21 protein-coding genes are annotated in these 19249 nt (G+C 68.7%); 14 read left to right on the top strand and 7 right to left on the bottom strand.

Going from position 1 to position 19249, the window contains the following annotated elements:
* The first annotated feature begins 1 nt into the window (after nt 1).
* From HPA01S_RS12680 to HPA01S_RS12640, 9 genes are all read left to right on the top strand, one after another.
* On the top strand, nt 2–1276 hold the full coding sequence (locus HPA01S_RS12680) for a Bcr/CflA family efflux MFS transporter (protein ID WP_066270495.1): 1275 nt from the start codon (nt 2–4) through the stop codon (nt 1274–1276).
* Nucleotides 1273–2253, top strand: coding sequence for a tRNA (adenosine(37)-N6)-dimethylallyltransferase MiaA (gene miaA / locus HPA01S_RS12675; protein ID WP_066270493.1), 981 nt, complete (start codon nt 1273–1275; stop codon nt 2251–2253). The genes HPA01S_RS12680 and miaA overlap by 4 nt, the downstream gene beginning before the upstream one ends.
* Nucleotides 2250–2909, top strand: a complete 660-nt coding sequence (locus HPA01S_RS12670) for an ABC transporter ATP-binding protein (protein ID WP_066270492.1) — start codon at nt 2250–2252, stop codon at nt 2907–2909. The genes miaA and HPA01S_RS12670 overlap by 4 nt, the downstream gene beginning before the upstream one ends.
* Before the next feature lie 218 nt (nt 2910–3127).
* Nucleotides 3128–4603: a glucose-6-phosphate dehydrogenase gene (gene zwf / locus HPA01S_RS12665; protein WP_066270490.1), complete on the top strand. Its 1476-nt coding sequence runs from the start codon at nt 3128–3130 to the stop codon at nt 4601–4603.
* Nucleotides 4604–4607: 4 nt separating this feature from the next.
* Complete coding sequence (gene pgl / locus HPA01S_RS12660) at nt 4608–5351, top strand: 6-phosphogluconolactonase (protein ID WP_218005348.1); 744 nt, start codon at nt 4608–4610, stop codon at nt 5349–5351.
* Between the two features lie 103 nt (nt 5352–5454).
* On the top strand, nt 5455–7335 hold the full coding sequence (edd, locus tag HPA01S_RS12655) for a phosphogluconate dehydratase (protein ID WP_066270488.1): 1881 nt from the start codon (nt 5455–5457) through the stop codon (nt 7333–7335).
* Nucleotides 7336–7345: 10 nt separating this feature from the next.
* Nucleotides 7346–7993, top strand: coding sequence for a bifunctional 4-hydroxy-2-oxoglutarate aldolase/2-dehydro-3-deoxy-phosphogluconate aldolase (gene eda, locus HPA01S_RS12650; RefSeq protein WP_066270487.1), 648 nt, complete (start codon nt 7346–7348; stop codon nt 7991–7993).
* A gap of 41 nt (nt 7994–8034) precedes the next feature.
* Complete coding sequence (gene pgi, locus HPA01S_RS12645; protein ID WP_245638641.1) at nt 8035–9618, top strand: glucose-6-phosphate isomerase; 1584 nt, start codon at nt 8035–8037, stop codon at nt 9616–9618.
* Between the two features lie 134 nt (nt 9619–9752).
* A complete protein-coding gene (locus HPA01S_RS12640) occupies nt 9753–10103 on the top strand; it encodes a hypothetical protein (protein ID WP_066270485.1) in 351 nt (116 codons plus the stop codon).
* Nucleotides 10104–10124: 21 nt separating this feature from the next.
* Here HPA01S_RS12640 and HPA01S_RS12635 read toward each other — a convergent pair whose 3' ends face one another.
* Nucleotides 10125–10892 (bottom strand): SDR family oxidoreductase, encoded by a 768-nt coding sequence (locus HPA01S_RS12635; protein WP_066270482.1) that lies wholly within the window; start codon nt 10890–10892, stop codon nt 10125–10127.
* 128 nt (nt 10893–11020) lie between these two features.
* Between HPA01S_RS12635 and HPA01S_RS12630 the strand changes: the two genes are divergently transcribed.
* Together HPA01S_RS12630 and HPA01S_RS12625 are read left to right on the top strand one after the other, a co-directional pair.
* On the top strand, nt 11021–11929 hold the full coding sequence (locus HPA01S_RS12630) for a LysR family transcriptional regulator (RefSeq protein ID WP_066270480.1): 909 nt from the start codon (nt 11021–11023) through the stop codon (nt 11927–11929).
* 54 nt (nt 11930–11983) lie between these two features.
* Entirely contained in the window at nt 11984–12331 is a 348-nt protein-coding gene (locus HPA01S_RS12625) for a winged helix-turn-helix domain-containing protein (protein WP_066270478.1), read from the top strand.
* 12 nt (nt 12332–12343) lie between these two features.
* Here HPA01S_RS12625 and HPA01S_RS12620 read toward each other — a convergent pair whose 3' ends face one another.
* Nucleotides 12344–12640 (bottom strand): hypothetical protein, encoded by a 297-nt coding sequence (locus HPA01S_RS12620; RefSeq protein ID WP_066270475.1) that lies wholly within the window; start codon nt 12638–12640, stop codon nt 12344–12346.
* A 149-nt stretch (nt 12641–12789) separates the two neighbouring features.
* On the opposite strand from HPA01S_RS12620, the gene HPA01S_RS12615 reads away from it, so the two are divergent.
* Nucleotides 12790–13227, top strand: a complete 438-nt coding sequence (locus HPA01S_RS12615; protein ID WP_066270634.1) for a YeeE/YedE family protein — start codon at nt 12790–12792, stop codon at nt 13225–13227.
* A gap of 11 nt (nt 13228–13238) precedes the next feature.
* Entirely contained in the window at nt 13239–13667 is a 429-nt protein-coding gene (locus HPA01S_RS12610; RefSeq protein WP_066270473.1) for a YeeE/YedE family protein, read from the top strand.
* A gap of 22 nt (nt 13668–13689) precedes the next feature.
* On the opposite strand, the gene HPA01S_RS12605 is transcribed toward HPA01S_RS12610, so the two are convergent.
* From HPA01S_RS12605 to HPA01S_RS12585, 5 genes are read right to left on the bottom strand one after another with little or no spacing between them, the layout of a single operon-like run.
* Complete coding sequence (locus HPA01S_RS12605; RefSeq protein ID WP_157084997.1) at nt 13690–14625, bottom strand: alpha/beta hydrolase; 936 nt, start codon at nt 14623–14625, stop codon at nt 13690–13692.
* 37 nt (nt 14626–14662) lie between these two features.
* On the bottom strand, nt 14663–15682 hold the full coding sequence (locus HPA01S_RS12600) for a TRAP transporter substrate-binding protein (RefSeq protein WP_066270469.1): 1020 nt from the start codon (nt 15680–15682) through the stop codon (nt 14663–14665).
* Between the two features lie 41 nt (nt 15683–15723).
* Nucleotides 15724–17016, bottom strand: a complete 1293-nt coding sequence (locus tag HPA01S_RS12595; protein WP_066270466.1) for a TRAP transporter large permease — start codon at nt 17014–17016, stop codon at nt 15724–15726.
* 4 nt (nt 17017–17020) lie between these two features.
* Nucleotides 17021–17512 carry a TRAP transporter small permease gene (locus HPA01S_RS12590; protein WP_066270465.1) on the bottom strand — a complete coding sequence of 164 codons (492 nt, stop codon included), beginning with the start codon at nt 17510–17512 and terminating at the stop codon, nt 17021–17023.
* On the bottom strand, nt 17509–18030 hold the full coding sequence (locus tag HPA01S_RS12585; protein ID WP_066270464.1) for a gluconokinase: 522 nt from the start codon (nt 18028–18030) through the stop codon (nt 17509–17511). The genes HPA01S_RS12590 and HPA01S_RS12585 overlap by 4 nt, the downstream gene beginning before the upstream one ends.
* A gap of 181 nt (nt 18031–18211) precedes the next feature.
* Here HPA01S_RS12585 and gntR point away from each other — a divergent pair, with 181 nt between their 5' ends.
* Nucleotides 18212–19237 (top strand): HTH-type transcriptional regulator GntR, encoded by a 1026-nt coding sequence (gene gntR, locus HPA01S_RS12580; protein WP_066270463.1) that lies wholly within the window; start codon nt 18212–18214, stop codon nt 19235–19237.
* Nucleotides 19238–19249 lie beyond the last annotated feature (12 nt).

Here is a 19249-nt window from a genome sequence, read left to right as displayed (position 1 = left end):
GATGTCTGCCCCGCCCCCCACGTCTGCCATGTCGCCCAGCCTGATCGTGCTGGTGCTCTCGCTGCTGCTGGGCCTGCAGCCCGTCGCCACCGACCTGTACCTGCCCGCCCTGCCCGCCCTCACCGCGGGCTTCGGCGCGCCGATGTCACAAGCCCAGCTCACGCTCACCGCGCTGCTGCTGTGTTTCGGCCTGTCGCAACTGGTGTGGGGTCCGCTGTCGGACCGCTTCGGGCGGCGCCCGGTGTTGCTGGTCGGCATGGCGGCCTTCGTCGCAGCGGCCATCGGCAGCAGCTTTGCGCCCAACATGGAACAGCTCATCGTCTGGCGCGCGGTGCAGGGTGCGGCCATGGGCGCGGGTGTGATGTGCGCTCGCGCCATCGTGCGCGACCTGTACGCACCCAGCGAGGGCGCTCGGGTGATGTCCAAAGGCCTCACCGGCCTGGGTGTGATCGCCTGCATGGCCTCGCCCATCGGTGGCCTGTTGTCGGGCGTATTCGGCTGGCGCGCCGCCTTGCTGGCGCTGGCCGTGTTCGGCGCGGTCGCACTGGCGGTGGTGGCCTGGCGCTTTGAAGAAAGCCTGCAGCACAAGAACCCGCGCGCGCTCGAACCCGCCACCCTGGTCGGCAACTGGCTGCTGATCGCGCGCCACCCCACCTTCTGGGCCTTCGCCCTGTTGTCCACCACGTCCTACGCGGGCCTGTTCACCTTTCTTGCGGCGTCGTCCTTCGTGTTCATCCGCGTGCTCGGCCTGACCACCACCGCCTATGGCCTGCTGATGTTCAGCATGTCCTTCACCTACATCCTCGGCACCTTCCTGTGCCGCCACCTGCTGCCGCGCCTGGGCCTGCGCCAGACCGTGGCCGTGGCCGGCGCGATGACGCTCACGGCCGGCACCCTCATGGGCGTGCTCGGCCTGATGGGGGTGCAGAGCACCTGGGCGATCCTGGTGCCGTTCTGGCTCTTCATGCTGGCGCACGGGGTGCACCAGCCTTGCGGCCAGAGCGGCGCGGTCGGCCCGTTTCCGCAGGCCGCGGGTGCCGCGTCCGCGTTGAGCGGTTTTCTGTCGATGGCCGCGGCCTTCCTCATGGGTGGCTGGCTGGGCCACAGCATGGCCGGCTTTTCCGACGGCGCGGGCTCGGTGCTGCCGCTCACCAACGGCGTGTGGTTCTGGAGCGTGTTGATCGCCACCGTGGCCTGGACGCTGGTGCAGCGCCACGGCGAAGCACGCAGCAGACCGCAGCGCCTGGCCGGCGCCGATTCGGCGTCGAACCCGTGAGCAGCACACCCAACACCACCGCCCGCTGCATCGCGCTGGCCGGCCCCACGGCAAGTGGCAAGAGCGCGGCCTCGCTGGCGATTGCGCAACGCTGGCCGGTGGAGATCGTCAGCGTCGACTCGGCCCTGGTCTACCGCGGCATGGACATCGGCAGCGCCAAGCCCAGCGTGGCCGAACGCGCCCAGGTGCCGCACCACCTGATCGACATCCTCGACCCGCTGCAGAGCTACAGCGCGGCCGACTTCGTGCGCGACACCACGCGCCTGGTGGGCGAGATCGCCGCGCGCGGCCGCACCGCGCTGCTGGTGGGCGGCACCATGCTGTACTTCAAGGCGCTGCTGGTCGGCCTGGACGACATTCCGCCGGCCGACGCGGCGGTGCGCGAACGGCTGGAGGCGCAGGCGCGCGAACACGGCTGGCCGGCGCTGCACGCCGAACTGGCCCGGGTGGACCCGGTCACCGCCGCCCGCCTGCCACCCGGCGACGCACAACGCATCCAGCGCGCGCTGGAGGTCTACGCGGTGTCGGGCCGGCCGATCTCCAGCTTCCAGACCGGGCGCACCCACAACCCCGACAGCCCGCTTGCGCCCGAGCAGCTGATCTCGCTCGAACCGGCAGACCGCGCCTGGCTGCATGCGCGCATCGCCCAGCGCTTCGACACCATGCTCGCCAGCGGTTTCCTCGACGAGGTGCGCAGCCTGCGCGCGCGTGGTGACCTCTCCACCGACCTGCCGTCGATGCGCTGCGTGGGCTACCGCCAGGCCTGGGACATGTTCGACCGCCACGGCGACACGCTCTCGCCCGAGCAAGTCGCGGAGCTGCGCGACCTCGGCATCTTCGCCACGCGCCAGCTCGGCAAACGCCAGCTCACCTGGCTGCGCTCCATGCCGCAGCGCCGCGTGATCGCCTGTGACGCGCCCGACGCGCTGGACCAGGTGCTGCAGGCGGTGCAGGCGCAACTGGGCCCGCCGCCATGAGCCTGCGCGTCGAAGGCCTGGGCAAACGTTACGGCGACACCGTGGTGTTCAGCGGCGTGAGCCTGCGCGTGGAGCCCGGCGAGTTCGTGGCCATCGTGGGCGAGTCGGGCGTCGGCAAGTCCAGCCTGCTCAACTGCCTGGCCGCACTCGACGACTGGAGCGAGGGCACGATCACGCACAACGGCACCGACCTGAACGGCCTGGACGACACGCAGCGCGCGCACTGGCGGCGCGAACACCTGGGCTTCGTGTTCCAGGCCTTCCACGTGCTGCCGCACCTCGACATCGCGCAGAACGTGGGCCTGCCTTTGCTGCTGCTCGGCCGCCCCGATGCCGCGCGCGTGCAGGCCATGCTGGAGGCGGTGGGCCTGGGTGCGCTCGGTGCGCGCCTGCCGGCCGAGCTGTCTGGCGGGCAGTTGCAGCGGGTGGCGATTGCGCGCGCGCTGGTGCACCGCCCCGGCCTGCTGCTGGCCGACGAGCCCACCGGCAACCTCGACCCGCGCACCGCCGCCCAGGTGATGGACGTGCTGCAGCAGCAGGCGGCCGACAGCGGCGCGGCGCTGGTGCTGGTGACGCACTCGGCCACCGCCGCGGCCCGCGCGCAGCGCGTGCTGCACCTCACGGCGAACGGCCTGCAGGCCGGCCCGGCCGGCTGAGCGCACGGCGCCAGGCCGGTACCCGCCATCTGCACCGAACGCCGGCGCAGGCTCAGGCGCTTGCCGTGTCATCCGGCTTTGAGCGTGCATGCCGCAGCCCGTCGGGGTAAGGTCTGGCATGGCCGCACAAAAAAAGCCGGAAAAACCGGCCAGGAAGCCTCCGTCATGTAACTTGATTACATTAGAATCACCAGCCTCGAAGTAACTAAATTAGAGACATGGCCGCACCCCAACCCACCCAAGCCCCTGCCGCGCCGCTCGATATGGTGATCTTTGGCGGCGCCGGGGACCTCTCGGTCCGCAAGCTGCTGCCCGCGCTCTACATGGCGCACCTGCACCACACGCTGCCCGAATCCACCCGCATCCACGCGCTCGGCCGCCAGGCCTGGGACCGCGCCGCCTTCACCCAGTTCGTCGACGACAAGGTGCGCGGTTTCATCGACCCCAAGGCCCTAGACGACGCCGCCTGGAAGGGCTTCCTGGACCGGCTGGGTTATGTCTGCCTCGACGCCACGCAGGCCAACGACTTCACCGCCCTGGGCCAGGCGCTGCAGCCCGGCTCCGACCGCGTGTATTACCTCGCCACCGCGCCCACGCTGTTCACCGCCATCTGCGGCAACCTGCACGGCGCCGGCCTGATCGACGAACGCTCGCGCGTGGTGCTGGAAAAGCCCCTCGGCCACGACCTCGCCTCGGCGCGCGCCATCAACGACGAGGTGGGGCGTTACTTCACCGAACCACAAACCTTCCGCATCGACCACTACCTGGGCAAGGAAACGGTGCAGAACATGATGGTGCTGCGCTTCGGCAACACCATCTTCGAACCGCTCTGGCGCAGCCCCTACATCAAGAGCGTGCAGATCACGGTGGCCGAAGCGGTCGGCGTGGGCAGCCGTGCCGGTTTCTACGACGGCACCGGCGCCATGCGCGACATGGTGCAGAACCACCTGCTGCAGCTGCTGTGCATCGTGGCGATGGAGCCGCCGGTCTCGCTCGACCCCGACGCGGTGCGCGACGAAAAACTCAAGGTGCTGCGCTCGCTGCGGCCCATGACCGTGGCCGACGTGGCGCGCGACACCGTGCGCGGCCAGTACACCGCCGGCGCGTCCAACGGCGACAAGGCCGTGGGTTACCACCAGGAGGCCAACGTGCCGGCCGACAGCACGACCGAAACCTTCGTCGCCCTGCGTGCCCACATCAACAACTGGCGCTGGGCCAACGTGCCGATCTTCCTGCGCACCGGCAAACGCATGGCCGAGCGGCGCTCGGAAATCGTCATCGAATTCGCCGACGTGCCCTACACCATCTTCCCCGACGCGCCGCGCCAGCCGGTCAACCGCCTGATGATCCGCCTGCAGCCCGAAGAGCATGTGCAGTTGCAGATGATGGCCAAGGAACCCGGCAGCGGCATGCGCCTGCGTCCGGTGAGCCTGGACCTGGATCTCGAATCCGCCTTCAGCGTGCGCCGCGCCGAAGCCTACGAGCGCCTGCTGATGGACGTGATCAAGGGCCGCCTCACGCACTTCATGCGCCGCGACGAACTGGAAGCCGCGTGGAGCTGGGTCGAACCCATCCTCGATGCCTGGGGCAACCTGAACGAGAAGCCCCGCGCCTACACCGCCGGCAGCTGGGGCCCGGCCGCTTCGTCGGCGCTGATGGCGCGCGAAGGTTCGGCCTGGGCCGAGGAGGCCTGAGGCCATGGCACACACCTCCAGCCCGATGCCGCCGAGCCACCCGCAGGTGGTCGCCACCGAACACGCACAAGACCTGGCCCAACGGCTGGCGCAGCACATCGCGCAGCACCTGCGCCAGGCCATCGAGTCGCGGGGCCATGCGGTGCTGGCGGTCTCGGGTGGCAAATCGCCCATTGCCCTGTTCGAGCAGTTGCGTGTGCAGCCGCTGGACTGGGCCCGGGTGAGCGTGCTGCTGGTGGACGAGCGCTGCGTGCCGCACGACCACGCCGACAGCAACACCCGGCTGGTGCGCTCGCACTTGCTGCAGGACGCCGCGCAAGCAGCGAGTTTCGTGGCGTTTTTTGACCAGGTGCCGCCAGCCCCCGATGACGACGCGCTGCAACGGCTCGCCGACCAGGCCAACCAGCGCCTCGCGGCCCACCCCTGGCCGATCGACGTGGCGGTGCTCGGCATGGGCGAAGACGGCCACACCGCCTCCATCTTCCCCGGTGCCACGGGCCTGCAACGTGCGCTCAGCGCGTCCGGCCCTATCACCTGGCTGCGGCCGGGCGCGGCGTCCAACGCGCCGCACGCACGCCTCACCCTCACCCTGCCCGCGCTGCTGGCGTCGCGCGAACTCGCGTTGTCGATCGCGGGCGCCACCAAACTCGCCGTGTACCAGCAGGCCAGCCGCAGCGCCGACGAAAGCCTGCCGGTCTCGCTGGTGCTGAACCAGCACCAGACGCCGGTGAGCGTCTGGCTGGCATGAGCCGCGCCACCCGCGCTGGCCTGCCGCCGATGCCGCCCCGGGCGGCCACCCCCGCGCACCGGCCCCACCGGTGTCGCGGTGCTCTCTCAAAAAGGACAGCCCCATGAACCCACACCACCCGCTCCACCCCACCCTGGACCAGGTCACGCGCCGCATCACCGAGCGCAGCGCCGCCACCCGCGCGACCTACCTCGCGGCGATGGACCAGCAGCACAAGACCGGCACGCAGCGCAGCGGCATGGGCTGCGCCAACATGGCCCACACCACGGCCGCGCTGCCGCTGGCCGACAAGCTCAAGATCCACGCCGAGCGCGCGCCGCACATCGGCATCGTCACCGCCTACAACGACATGCTGTCGGCGCACCAGCCTTACGAAACCTACCCGCAGCAGATCCGCGAACACGCGCACCACTTCGGTGCCACCGCGCAGGTGGCCGGTGGTGTGCCCGCCATGTGCGACGGCGTCACCCAGGGCGCGGCCGGCATGGAGCTGTCGCTGTTCTCGCGCGACGTGATCGCACTCTCCACTGCGGTGGCGCTCTCGCACAACGTGTTCGACGCCGCGCTCATGCTCGGCATCTGCGACAAGATCGTGCCCGGCCTGTTCATGGGCGCGCTGCAGTTCGGCCACCTGAGCACGGTGTTCGTGCCCGCCGGCCCCATGACCTCGGGCCTGTCGAACGACGCCAAGGCCAAGGTGCGCCAGCAGTACGCACAAGGCCTGGTGGGGCGCGACGCCTTGCTGGAATCGGAAGCCCAGGCCTACCACAGCCCCGGCACCTGCACCTTCTACGGCACCGCCAACAGCAACCAGATGCTGATGGAGATCATGGGCCTGCACCTGCCCGGCGCCTCCTTCGTCAACCCCGGCACACCGCTGCGCGATGCGCTCACGCAGGCGGCGGTGCAGCGCGCGGTGAGCAACACCGGGCGCACCGGTGAGGCGGTCATCACCCTGGCCGACATCGTGACCGAGAAGACCCTGGTCAACGGCATCGTCGGCCTGCTCGCCACCGGCGGCTCCACCAACCACACGCTGCACCTGGTGGCGATGGCGCGTGCGGCCGGCGTGCTGATCGACTGGGACGACTTCGCCGAGCTCTCGCACGTGGTGCCGCTGCTGGCCCGCGTCTACCCCAACGGCAACGCCGATGTGAACCACTTCCACGCCGCCGGCGGCATGGGCTACCTCATGCGCGAGCTAGTGCAAGCCGGCCTGCTGCACGCAGACGTGAAGACCGTGATGGGCAGCGGCCTGCACGCCTACACCCAGGAGCCCTGGCTGGACGACGGCAAGCTGGCCTGGCGCCCCTTGCCCGACGCCAGCGGCGACCTCGCCGTGGTGCGCCCGGTGGCCGAACCCTTCAGCGCCGACGGTGGCCTGCGCCTGCTGCAGGGCAACCTGGGCCGCAGCGTGGTCAAGGTCTCGGCGGTCAAGCCGGAGCACCGCTTCGTGCGCGCCCAGGCGGTGGTGGTGAGCGACCAGCAAGACCTGCTGAGCCTGTTCAACGAAGGCAAGCTCGAACGCGACCTGGTCGCCGTCGTGCGTTACCAGGGCCCACGCGCCAACGGCATGCCCGAACTGCACAAACTCACGCCACCGCTCGCCGTGCTGCAGGACAAAGGCTTCAAGGTGGCGCTGGTGACCGACGGCCGCATGTCCGGCGCCTCGGGCAAGGTGCCGGCCGCCATCCACCTGAGCCCCGAAGCCCTGGCCGACGGCCCGATTGCCCGGGTGCGCGATGGCGACTGGATCACGCTCGACTGCGAAGCCGGCCGGCTCGACCTCGAAGTCGATGCCGAGACCCTGGCCCAGCGCAGCGTGCAACACCCCGACCTGAGCGCCAACGGCCACGGCAGCGGGCGCGAACTGTTCGGCCTGTTCCGCCAGAATGCCGGAGCGGCCGAATGGGGCGCCTCACCCTTGTTCACGCCACTGCCGGTGGAACGCCCACAAGCCATCGTCGAAACCCAGCCCGCCTGAAGCCTGAAACATGACCTCCAACACCACCTGCTTCACCCGTCCCGCGTTCACCTCCCGCGTCGTGCCCGTGATCGTGCTCGGCGACGCGGCCCATGCCGTGCCGCTGGCCCATGCGCTGCTCGAAGGCGGCATCGACGTCATGGAGATCACCCTGCGCTCCGACGTCGCGCTGCAGGCCATCGAAGCGGTGGCCCGCGCCGTGCCCGAGATGCACCTGGGCGCCGGCACCGTCACCCGGGCGGCAGAGGTCCGGCTGGTGATCGATGCCGGCGCCACGTTCGCGCTCTCACCCGGCTGCACCGACGCGCTGGTGGACGCGGTGCGCAGCGCCCACCTGCCCTTCATCCCTGGCGTGATGACCCCCAGCGAAGTGATGCGCGCACGCGACCACGGCTTCACGCTCATGAAGCTGTTCCCCGCCACCCAGGCCGGCGGCATCGGCATGCTCAAGGCGCTCGGCGCACCGCTGCCCGACGCGCGCTTCTGCCCCACCGGCGGCGTGAGCCCCGACAACCTGCGTGACTTCCTCGCTCTGCCCAACGTGGCCATGGTGGGGGGCTCCTGGCTGACGCCGGCCGACGCCCTGGCCCAGGGCGACTGGGCCAGAATCACACAACTGGCGCGCACCGCCACCGCGCTCACCACCGCCAACGCCTGATTCCTTTTTCAAGTTCCTTTCGAGACGTTCGCCTCTGCCCCATGAAACTGCCCACCACCCTGCCCGCCTGGTCCCAGCTTCAAGCCCTGGCCGACGCCCCGCAGCCGCACCTGCGGGACGTGCTGTCGGCCGGAGACCACAACGCCCGCGCCGAAGCCATGACCGTGCGCGCGGCCGGCATCACGCTCGACGCCAGCCGGCAACGCACCTCGCCCGCCATCCAGCAGGCCCTGCTGGCGCTGGCCGAACAGTCGGACCTGGCGGCGCAGCGCGACGCCATGTTCCGCGGTGAACACATCAACCACACCGAAGACCGCCCGGTGCTGCACGTGGCGCTGCGCGGCGACCCGCTGCACACCGGCCCCTGGGGGGCGGACGTGCAGAAGGCGGTGCAGCAGGAGTTGGTGCGCATCTGCGACTTTGCCGAGGCCTTGCGCGCCGGCAGCGTGCGCGGCCACAGCGGCGAGGCCATCACCGACGTGGTGAACATCGGCATCGGCGGCTCCGACCTCGGCCCGCGCATGGCGGCCGACGCGCTGGCACACCTCACGCACCCCGGCGTGCGCGTGCACTACGTGTCGAACCCCGACGCCTGGGCGCTGTGGAGCGTGCTGCGCGGGCTCGACGCGCAACGCACCCTGTTCATCGTCTCCAGCAAGACCTTCACCACCCAGGAAACCCTGACCAACGCCGCCAGCGCACAACGCTGGCTGACCGACCACGGCGTGCCGGCCGACGCGCTGGCGCAGCACCTGGTGGCCATCACCGCCAGCCCGGCGCAGGCCGCCAAGCTGGGTTATCCACCCGAGCGCACCTTCCTGTTCTGGGACTGGGTGGGTGGGCGTTACTCGGTCTGGTCGGCACTCGGCCTGCCGCTGGCGATTGCCATCGGCACCGAACACTTCCGAGCCTTCCTGGCCGGCGCGCGCGAGATGGACGAGCACTTCGCCACCACGCTGCTGGCGCAGAACCTGCCGGTGCAACTGGCGCTCAACGGCATCTGGAACCGCAACTTCCTGCACCTGCCCAGCCACCTGATCGTGCCCTACGCCTCGCGCCTGGTGCGCTTCACGCCTTTCGTGCAGCAGATGGACATGGAGTCCAACGGCAAACAGACACACAACGACGGCACGCCCGTCAGCATCGACACCGGCCCCATCGTCTGGGGCGGCCTGGGCATCGACGGCCAGCACGCCTACTTCCAGTTGATCCACCAGGGCAAACACACGGTGCCGGTGGATTTCATCGGCGTGCAGAACGAAGACACACCGCTGCCGCTGGCGGCCACGCACCACGAGGTGGTCAACCTCAACCTGCGCGCCCAGGCCGAGGCCATGGCGCGCGGCCGCTCGCTGGCCGACACCGAGGCCGTGCTGCAGCAAGGCGGCCTGGGTGCCGCCGAGGCACGCGCCATGGCACCGCACCGCAGCTTCGAGGGCAACATCCCGAGCCACATCCTCTGGCTCGACCGCCTCGACCCGATGCGCCTGGGCGCGCTGATCGCGCTCTACGAACACAAGGTGTTCACCCAGGCCGCCATCTGGCGCATCAACGCCTTCGACCAGTGGGGCGTGGAGCTGGGCAAGACCATGGCCAAGGCGATGGAGACGCAGGCGGCGCGCTGAAGTCTGGCGGCCTGCGCCGCCCCGGGTCCCGGGCGGCGCAGCAACCCCGTACGGGGATGGGGTATAAACCGATCTGCTCACCGAGGCACCTGTGCTCTCACAGGTTCACGAGACAACGGAGGCATCCTGACAGCATGCAACGCGTCAAAACCTTTCTCAGCAGTCTGACGTCCATCCTCACGCCGAACTCGGAGGCCCATCCGACGGCGCAGGATCCGCAGGCCATGGTTTTGATCCAGAAGTCCATGCTGCGCCTGCTCGGCGTGCGGGGTGCCGAACTCAACCCCCAGCTCGAAAGCCGCATCCGCTACGCCGCCAGCATCGAAGCGCTGTGGTTCCTGCGCGCCGACCTGGCGCAGGCGCTGTGCCTGCAGCGCGACGAGGCCAGCGCCCTGGCCGCCGTCAGCGACCTCACGCCCCTGTTCGAGGGCAATGTGTCCAAGGCCCAGCTGCAGTCCTTCCAGCGCAGCCAGCGGCGCGGTTGAAGAGCCGCGCACTGTGCTCGTTCAGGCCAGGCCGCCGTTGGCGCGCAGCACCTGGCCATTCACCCAGCCACCCGACGGGCCGACCAGGAAGGCCACCACCGAAGCGATGTCTTCGGGCTGACCAAGCCGTTGCAGCGGAGGCATGTTGGCCATGGCCTGGACCTGCTCGTCAGTCTTCCCCTCAAAAAACAACGCGGTGGTCACCGGCCCCGGTGCCACGGCATTCACCGTGATCTGGCGACCACGCAACTCCTTGGCAAACACCTGCGTGAGCGACTCCACCGCCGCCTTGGAGGCGATATAGACGCTGTAACCCGGCAGGTTCATCGCTACCGTGCTGCTGGAGAAGTTGACGATACGCCCGCCGTCGTTCAAGCGCGTGGCGGCCTCGCGCAAGGTGTTGAAGGTGCCCCGCACGTTGATGTTGAAGGTGCGCTCGTACAACTCGTCGCTGGTCTGCGCCAGCGGCACAGTCTTGAGCACACCGGCGTTGTTCACCAGCACGTCGAGTCGGCCCAGTTCCTGTTCGACACGGTGAAACATGGCGCGCACCTCGTCGGCACGCGAAACATCTGCGCGCACCGCCAGCGCACGTGCACCGGTGGCTTGCAGTTCCGCCACCAGGGCCTCGGCCTCGGTGGCGCTGGCGCTGTAGTTGACGGCCACGGCACAACCCTCGGCCGCCAGGCGTCGCGCCAGGACGGCACCGATACCTCGCGAGGCACCGGTGACGAGGGCGATGCGAGAAGTGACGGTGGGCTGGTCGGTTGTTTTGGATGGGGCAGTCATGATCAAACTCCTGAGTGGCGAAAGGATGGGTTGTCGAATGCAACGCATCATGGATCGTTGTCAGAAAAAGATCATTCCCCATTTTTCAGCAACATAATTCGGTTCAAGCCAACAATCAAAGCCGTGCCATGGACCGTTTCCAGGAAATGCAGGTGTTCGTGCGCATCGCCGAGCGTGGCAGCTTCACGCAAGCGGCGGATGACCTGCAACTTCCGCGTGCGACCGTGAGCAATCTGATCCGGCGGCTGGAAGCGCGCCTGGGCGTGCGCCTGCTGGAGCGCACCACCCGCAGTGTGCGGCTCACGCCCGATGGCGAGGCCTATCGGCTGCGCTGCAACGCCTTGTTGGCCGACCTCGAAGAAGCCGACGGCCTGTTTCGCCAGGCCGAGCCCAGCGGCCTGCTGCGGGTGAATCTGCAAGGCACGCTGGCGCGGCGGTTTGTCGTGCCGGCATTGCCAGACTTTCTCACGCGTTATCCCAAGCTGGCCCTGCAGGTCGGCGAAGACGACCGGCTGGTGGACCTGGTGCGCGAAGGCGTGGACTGCGTGCTGCGCGCGGGTCAGTTGCGCGACTCGTCTCTGGTGGCGCGCCGCGTGGCACAACTGCGGCAGGTGACCTGCGCCAGCCCGGGCTACCTGGCGCGGTTCGGACAGCCGCGCTCACTGGCCGACCTGGCCAGCCACCGCGCAGTGAACTACGTCTCCAGCGCCACCGGCCAGCCCCTGCCGCTGGAGTTCACGCTCAACGGCGAGGTGACCGAACTGAACCTGCCGGGCAGCATCTCGGTGACGGGGGCAGACTTGTACGCCGGTGCCGCACTGGCCGGCCTTGGCCTGGTGCAGGTACCGCTTTACCGCATCGCGGAGGAACTCGCCTCCGGCCAGTTGCATGAGCTGTTGCCCGACGCACCGCCGCCGCCCCTGCCGGTGTCGGTGCTATACCCGCAGAACCGTCAGCTGTCGGGGCGGGTGCGGGTGTTCACCCAATGGCTGGGCGAGTTGTTCGAGGGCGTCGCCCCAGACTGGTGCCTGCGTTAGCATCGCCCGACACCCTGCCACTTCTCTCCCCACGACAGCGAGGTCTTCCCCAGCATGAAACCCCAGGTGCAGTTCCGGCTGCGCATCAAGCGCGGCGACGTCATTGCCATCGGTCCGGGCAAGGTCGGCCTGCTGGAAACGATTGCGCGCACAGGCTCGATTTCGGCCGCGGGCCGCGAACTCGGCATGTCCTACCGGCGCGCCTGGCTGCTGGTGGACGAGATCAACCGTTGCCTGACCTCACCCGCGGTGCTCACCGCATCGGGTGGCGCCAGGGGCGGTGGCACCTCGCTCACCGCCACGGGTGAGGAACTGGTGCGGCGCTACCGCGCGGTGGAAGACATCGCCCTGGCCGCCGCAGCGGCCGAGCTGCAACGCCTGAACCGGCTGGTGGCGCCCTGAGGCCCGCGGCGCTCAGGCCGCTGCATCGGGCTGGCCGCGCCGCAGCGCAAAACCCAGGTCTTGCGCATCTTCTTCGCTGAGCAGAAAACACAGGCTCACGTTTTCCGACAACACCAGGGTGAGCGAACGGGATGTGCTGCCCTGCACCGGCTCCACCATCCACTCACACACCTGCACCGCGTTGCGCAGCTCGGGCAGGTGGCTCAGCGCAGCGCTCACCGGCACCTCGTGCGACACCATGTGCACCGGCAAGGCGGTGGACGCGGGCTGCACGGGCGAAACCGGATCGGCGTTGGAAGGGTCGGTCATGGTGTGGGCTGACAAGGAAAGGCCGCCTTGCATGGCGGCCTTTCGTTATGCTCCGCAGTATATGACCAAAAACATGCCCGGCAAGCCATGCGGTGACACGCGCCCGCAGGCCCCGTATGCTCGGCCTGACGTCAACGGAGAGCACCATGATCGGCATTGACTGGACGAACTTCACGCCCTGGAGCGCACTGGCCGGTGGCATCCTGATCGGGCTGGCCGCGGCGGCCTTCATTCTCATGAACGGCCGCGTGCTCGGCATCAGCGGCATCCTCGGCGGCCTGCTGCCACCCAAAGCGGGTGACGCGGGCTGGCGCGTCGCCTTCCTGCTCGGGGTGTTCAGCGCACCGCTGCTCTACCGCTGGCTGGCGCCCGAAGGCCTCACGCCGGCGCCGCGCATCGACGCCGGCTTGGGCCTGCTGGTGCTGGCCGGCCTGCTGGTGGGCCTGGGCACGCGCTACGGTTCGGGCTGCACGAGCGGCCACGGGGTGTGCGGGCTGTCGCGCCTGTCGCCGCGTTCGCTGGTGGCCACGCTCTGCTTCATGGCGACCGGTTTCGTGGTCGTCTACGTCGTTCGGCACCTGCTCTGAGGAGACCCGTCATGCAACGCGTCATCGAATTTCTCGTCGGCCTGCTGTTCGGCCTGGGCCTGCTGTTGTCGGGCATGGCCGATCCGGCCAAGGTGCTGGGGTTTCTCGACCTGTTCGGCGCCTGGGACCCCTCACTGGCGCTGGTGATGGCCGGCGCCATCGCGGTCGGCCTCTTCGCCTTTGCGCTGGCGAAGCGGCGCAGCACCAGCTTCTTCGGCGATGCCATGCACCTGCCCAAGGCCACGCAGATCGACCGCCGCCTGGTGGTGGGCAGCCTGGTGTTCGGTGCCGGCTGGGGGCTGGCGGGTTTCTGCCCGGGCCCGGCCCTGGTGTCCATGGCCTCGGGCGAGTTCAAGGCCGCGGTGTTCGTCGCGGCCATGCTGGTGGGCATGCTGCTGCATGGCTGGGCCGAGCGTGCCCAGCTCAGACCAGCGCGTTAGATCTGCACGTCAGGACTGCACGTCAGGACGGTGCAGCTTCGCAGGCCTCGGCCATGGCACGGCATGCCGTGGTGAGCACCGCGTCGGCTTCGGGCACCAGGTTGAACCAGCGGATGAAGCCGTGCGCCATGCCCTCGGCCCGCGTGAGGCTGACCGGCACGCCGGCCTCAAGCAGGCGCTGCGCATAGTCTTCGCCCTCGTCGCGCAGCACGTCGTATTCGGCGGTGGTGATCCAGGCCGGCGGCAAGCCACCCAGGCGGGCATCACGCAGGGGCGCCACGCGCGGGTCGCTGTGCTCTTCCGGCGACGCGTAGTGCGCCATGAACCACACCATGTCCCTGGCCAGCAACGGCAGGCCTTCGGCAAAGTCGCGGTAACTCTGGCGCTGCACGTCGGTGTCGGTGACCGGATAAAAAAGGCACTGCATCGCCACCTGCACGGCTGGCTGCAAGGCCTTCAGGGCGACGGTCACGAGGTTGGCGCCGGCGCTGTCGCCTGCCACCACCACGGGCACGTGCTTGTCCACCAGTTCATGGACATGGGCAGTCGCCCAGACGATGCTGTCCTCGACGTCGTGCAGGCCGGCGGGAAAACGGTGTTCCGGCGCGAGGCGGTAGTCCACCGACAGCACGGCGCAACCCGAGCGGTCCACCAGCGCACGGGCGAGCAGGTCGTAGTCGTCCAGCGATCCACCGACCCAGCCCCCGCCGTGCACGTAGACGATGAGCCCACGCTCCTGCCGTCCTGAAATGCCGCGGTAGAGCCGGGCCGGCACACCTTGCGAGCGCGACGGGATGCGCAGCTCGCGCACCTCGCCCACCTCGGGGCCGCGGCCCAATGCGGCCCGCCCGCTGGCCATGAGCTGGCGAAGATCGTCTGGCGATCCTGCCGACAGCGCGGGTTTGCCGACGGCGCGCGCGGCGGCCATCATGTCCACGATCAATGGATGCAGTGGCAATGTGGCCTCCCTGGATGCGAACCGTGGTTCCGGCCGCTCACTTCGCGGCGCGAGCCTTGGCCACGGCGGCCTGCGTTTCCTTCCACAGGTCTTCGCCCACGTGGCTGGCAATGCTGGCGTTCACCGCGCTGAGTTTTTCGCGCATGCGGTTGGCCTCGGCGGGTGCAAGCTGGTTGATCTGCATGCCCTTGCTCTTGAGTTCGGCCAGCGCCCGGTCGGCTTCCGCGCGCGTGTCCTGGCGCTCGAAATCGCGGCTCTTGCGGGCGGCGTCCAGCAGCACCTTGTGCTCGTCCTTGCTGAGACCGTCCCAGTACTTCTTGCTCACCAGCACGATCCACGGGCTGTAGACGTGGTTGGTGACGGTGAGGTACTTCTGCACCTCGTAGAAACGGCTCGACAGGATGGTGTTGTAGGGGTTCTCCTGCCCATCCACCGTCTTGGTTTCCAGCGCGGTGAAGAGCTCCGAGAACGGCAGCGGCACGGCATTGGCGCCGAGCGTCTTGAAGCTCTCGATGAACACGTTGTTCTGCATCACGCGCAGCTTGATGCCGTCGATGTCTTCCAGCCGGTTGATCGCGCGCCGGTTGTTGGTGAGGTTGCGAAAACCGTTCTCCCAATACACCAGGCCGACCAGGCCCTTCTCCTGCAGCTTGTCCATCACCTTCTGGCCCACCGGGCCGTCGAGCACCACGTCGGCTTCCTTCGCGTTGTCGAACAGGAAGGGCGTGTCCCAGATGGCCATTTCCTTGGTGATGCCCACCAGGGTTGCGGTGGAGCCCACCATCATTTCCTGCGCGCCACCGATCAGCGCCTGTTGCATCTGCACGTCCGAGCCGAGCGCCGCGTTGCCGATGGTGCGGACCTTCATCTTCCCGCCCGAGGCCTTCTCCACCTCCTCGGCGAACAGCTTGCTGGCGCGGCCCGAGTTGGACGCTTCGGTCAGGCCGTAGCCATAACGGATCAGGCGCGGCTTGATGTCCTGCGCCCAGCTGGCAAGCGGTGCGGCGAGGGTGATCGCGGCGGCGGCGGCGATCAGGGTGCGACGGGCAAGGGTCATGGTTGTCTCCATTGTTCAGGTTGGATGGAAAGGGATGAAGGTCAGCGCATCCAGGCCACGGGCGCGGTGACGATCTGCGGGAACACGACGAAAAGGCCGAGAACGAGGAGGTATGCGATCAGGAACGGGTTCACGCCCCGGATCACCTGGTGCATGGGCAGGCGGCCCACGCCGGCCACCACGTTGAGCACGGTGCCCACGGGCGGGGTGATCAGGCCGATGGCGCCGTTGAGCACGAACATGAGACCGAAGTAAACCGGGTCGATGCCGGCCTTGACGGCAATCGGCAGCATCACCGGCGCAATGATCAGGATGGTGGGCGTGAGGTCGAGCGCGGTGCCGATGAGCACCAGCGCGAACATCATGGCCACCATCAGCAGGCGCGGGTGTTCGATCAGCGGGCCCAGCCAGCCGGTGAGCGTTGACGGCAGGTCGGCCAGCGTGATCATGTAGCTGGCCACGGCGGCGCCGGCGCACAGGAACATCACCACCGACGTGGTGCTGGCCGCACGCACCAGCGTGCCGTACAGCTCGACCAGGCGCATCTCGCGGTGCACGAAGAGCGCGATCACCAGCGCATAACAGGCGGCCACCACGGCGGCTTCGGTTGGCGTGAACACGCCGCTCTTCATGCCGCCGATGATGATCACCGGCATGAGCAGCGCCCACACGGCGCGGGCCGTCAGACGCAGGCGCTCGGCCATGGGCACCGACGGGCTGCGTTGCAGCGTCATCTTGCGCAGCACGATGCGCCATGTCACCACCAGCGCCACGCCCATGATCAGCCCGGGCACGATGCCGGACACGAACAGGGCCGAGATCGAGGTGTTGGTGGTAACGCCGTAGATCACGAAGGCCATCGACGGCGGGATGATCGGCCCGATCACGCTGCCGGCGGCGATCAGGCCCGCCGAGGTGGTCATCGGGTAACCGTGCTTGCGCATCATGGGCAGCAGGATGGCGGACATCGCGGCGGCATCGGCCAGCGCCGAACCCGACATGGCCGAGAGCAGCACCGCCGCGCCGATGGTCACGTAACCCAGCCCGCCGTGCACGTGGCCCACCCAGGCCTGCGCCATGTCGATGATGCGTCTGCTGATCCCGCCCGAGTTCATGAGCTCGCCGGCCAGGATGAAGAAAGGCACGGCCAGGAAGGGGAAGCCGTCGATGCCGGCCACCATGTTCTGGGCCAGCAACTGCGTGTCCCAGAAATCCATCACCCAGGCCATGGCGGCCCCGGTCAGCAGCAGCGCGAACGCCATGTTCATGCCCACGCCCATGAGCAGCACCATGCCGCCCAGGAAGACCACAAAGGCCAATGCTTCAACGCTCATGCTGTTACTCCATGTCTGCCGAATGGCCCAGGTCGAGCGGCGTGCGCCGCACGATCTCGACCAGCACCATGAACCCGATGGCCACCGCGCACAGCAATGCCGGCAAGGGCAGCAGCGCCACGGGATAACCCAGCACGACGGAATGGCTGTCCAGACCGACCACCACCTGCTGCCAGGCGCCGCGGCCGAGCAGCACGCAGGCCAGCAGCACCAGCAGGCGGACCAGCAAGGTCACGGCGGCGAAGGCGCGAGGGCGGCCACGCAACATGCCCACCAGGCTGGTGAACGCCATGTGCTGGCCCGCCGGGTAGGCGGCGGTGGCCCCCAGGAACACCATCCACACGAACAGCAGGCGCGACAGCTCCTCGGTGGCATTGAGGCCGCTGTTGAAGCCATACCGCAGCACCACGTTGCCGAACACGCACAGCACCATGGCGGCCAGGCACAGCGCCAGCAGCACCTCGGCCCCGCGCCGGAAGAAGCGGTTGACGTTCATGGCAATACCTCCACACCACCCACCCAGCGCGTGACCTCGGCGCACAGCGTGGCCAGATCGCGTGTGGCATCGAGGCGCAACACGCCGGGCTCGCCGCTCGGGTCCTCCAGCGCTTCGAACTGGCTCGCCACCAGGCTCACCGGAAACAGGTGCGCCGGCCGCGCCGCCACGCGTTCGCGCGCCTGCGCCTGCGTGAGTTCCAGAAACACGAAACGCAGGCCGGGCACGGCAGCGCGCAAGCGGTCGCGGTAACGCTGCTTGAGCGCCGAGCAGGTCAGCAGCACGCCATCCGCGTGGGCCTGCAGTTGTTCGGCCAGGGTGTTGAGCCAGGCCGTGCGGTCGTCGTCGCTCAGGGGGATGCCGCCGCGCATCTTGGCGACGTTGCCGGCGGAGTGGAAATCGTCTCCCTCCAGCAGGGGCACGCCCAGCGTCCGGGCGCACAACTGGCCCAGGCTGGACTTGCCGCAACCCGCCACGCCCATGACGACGATGCAGGTGTGATCAGACGGTGCATTCATTGGGTAGCGCTATCCGAAGAGGGTAAAAAAACGGACTGTGCCACCAACCGGGCCAGCCCCATCTTCATCGGGAAGGGCTTGTGCACGCAGGCGGGACGATTCAGGGTAAATTCGGGTGTCCAAGGCGTTGGACAGCGCTATCCTACTGCCATCCATACGGCAAAAACCACCGGGAAAACCCTTGGAATCGACCGAACGCAAGCGCCGCCACAGCGGGCGCATCACCCTGAGCGATGTGGCGCGTGCCGCCGACGTCAGCCCCATTACCGCCTCGCGCGCCCTGCGTGGCGAGCGCAGCGTGGCCGCCGAACTGGTGGAACGCGTCAAGCTCGCGGCCGACCAGCTGGGCTACGTGCCCGACCCCGCCGCACGCGCCCTCGCCTCCCAGCGCAGCACGCAGGTGCCGGTGCTGGTGCCACTGCTGTCCAACGCACTCTTCGTCGACGTGCTCGAAGCCGTGCACCGCACCCTGTTGCCGCACGGTTACCAGACGCTGATCGGCGTCACGCACTACGAGCCGCGCGAAGAGGAACAACTGCTGCGCAGCTACCTGGCGCACCGGCCGGCGGGCCTGCTGCTCACCGGCTTCGACCGCACCGAGACCGCGCGCCAGCTCATCGCCGGCAGCGGCGTGCCCTGCGTGCACCTGATGGAGCTGACGCAGGCGCCCGGGGTCTACTGCGTGGGCTTCTCGCAGATCGAGGCCGGGCACGCGATCACCGAGCATCTGGTGAAAGGCGGCCACAAACACATCGCCTTTGTCGCGGCGCAGCTCGACCCGCGCACCATGCAGCGCGCCGAAGGGTACCGGCGCTGCCTGCGCCAGCACGGCCTGTACGACGCGAAGCTCGAACTGCTGAGCTCGCAGCCCTCTTCCATGCAACTCGGCGGCGAACTGCTGGAAGACCTGTTGCGCACCCGGCCCGAAGTGGACGCGGTGTTCTTCTGCAACGACGACCTGGCACAAGGCGGCCTGCTGTGCGCCCTGCGCCTGAAGATCGACGTGCCCGGGCGGATTGCGGTGGCCGGCTTCAACGACCTCTCCGGCAGCGACCAGATGGTGCCGCCGCTGACCACCGTGCGCACACCGCGCCGCGCGATTGGCGAAGCCAGCGCGCAGATGCTGCTGAGCCTGATGCGCGGCAACACGCCGGCACAACACTCGGTAGACCTGGGCTTCGAGCCGGTCATCCGTGGGAGTAGTTGAGACTCCCCCCTG

The organism is Hydrogenophaga palleronii NBRC 102513, from assembly GCF_001571225.1.
GTDB classification, from domain to species: domain Bacteria; phylum Pseudomonadota; class Gammaproteobacteria; order Burkholderiales; family Burkholderiaceae_C; genus Hydrogenophaga; species Hydrogenophaga palleronii.
Note: the sequence above shows the minus strand (reverse complement) of the source record. Positions and strands in the feature narration are given on the sequence as shown.

Excerpts from the sequence above, each read along its gene's own strand:
- HPA01S_RS12630 (WP_066270480.1), top strand. The coding sequence starts at position 11,021 with ATGGACCGTTTCCAGGAAATGCAGGTGTTCGTGCGCATCGCCGAGCGT.
- HPA01S_RS12610 (WP_066270473.1), top strand. The coding sequence starts at position 13,239 with ATGCAACGCGTCATCGAATTTCTCGTCGGCCTGCTGTTCGGCCTGGGC.
- HPA01S_RS12625 (WP_066270478.1), top strand. The coding sequence starts at position 11,984 with ATGAAACCCCAGGTGCAGTTCCGGCTGCGCATCAAGCGCGGCGACGTC.
- HPA01S_RS12670 (WP_066270492.1), top strand. The coding sequence starts at position 2,250 with ATGAGCCTGCGCGTCGAAGGCCTGGGCAAACGTTACGGCGACACCGTG.
- HPA01S_RS12635 (WP_066270482.1), bottom strand. The coding sequence starts at position 10,892 with ATGACTGCCCCATCCAAAACAACCGACCAGCCCACCGTCACTTCTCGC.
- HPA01S_RS12680 (WP_066270495.1), top strand. The coding sequence starts at position 2 with ATGTCTGCCCCGCCCCCCACGTCTGCCATGTCGCCCAGCCTGATCGTG.
- pgl (WP_218005348.1), top strand. The coding sequence starts at position 4,608 with ATGGCACACACCTCCAGCCCGATGCCGCCGAGCCACCCGCAGGTGGTC.
- pgi (WP_245638641.1), top strand. The coding sequence starts at position 8,035 with ATGAAACTGCCCACCACCCTGCCCGCCTGGTCCCAGCTTCAAGCCCTG.
- HPA01S_RS12600 (WP_066270469.1), bottom strand. The coding sequence starts at position 15,682 with ATGACCCTTGCCCGTCGCACCCTGATCGCCGCCGCCGCCGCGATCACC.
- HPA01S_RS12640 (WP_066270485.1), top strand. The coding sequence starts at position 9,753 with ATGCAACGCGTCAAAACCTTTCTCAGCAGTCTGACGTCCATCCTCACG.
- HPA01S_RS12620 (WP_066270475.1), bottom strand. The coding sequence starts at position 12,640 with ATGACCGACCCTTCCAACGCCGATCCGGTTTCGCCCGTGCAGCCCGCG.
- HPA01S_RS12590 (WP_066270465.1), bottom strand. The coding sequence starts at position 17,512 with ATGAACGTCAACCGCTTCTTCCGGCGCGGGGCCGAGGTGCTGCTGGCG.
- HPA01S_RS12585 (WP_066270464.1), bottom strand. The coding sequence starts at position 18,030 with ATGAATGCACCGTCTGATCACACCTGCATCGTCGTCATGGGCGTGGCG.
- zwf (WP_066270490.1), top strand. The coding sequence starts at position 3,128 with ATGGCCGCACCCCAACCCACCCAAGCCCCTGCCGCGCCGCTCGATATG.
- eda (WP_066270487.1), top strand. The coding sequence starts at position 7,346 with ATGACCTCCAACACCACCTGCTTCACCCGTCCCGCGTTCACCTCCCGC.
- HPA01S_RS12595 (WP_066270466.1), bottom strand. The coding sequence starts at position 17,016 with ATGAGCGTTGAAGCATTGGCCTTTGTGGTCTTCCTGGGCGGCATGGTG.
- edd (WP_066270488.1), top strand. The coding sequence starts at position 5,455 with ATGAACCCACACCACCCGCTCCACCCCACCCTGGACCAGGTCACGCGC.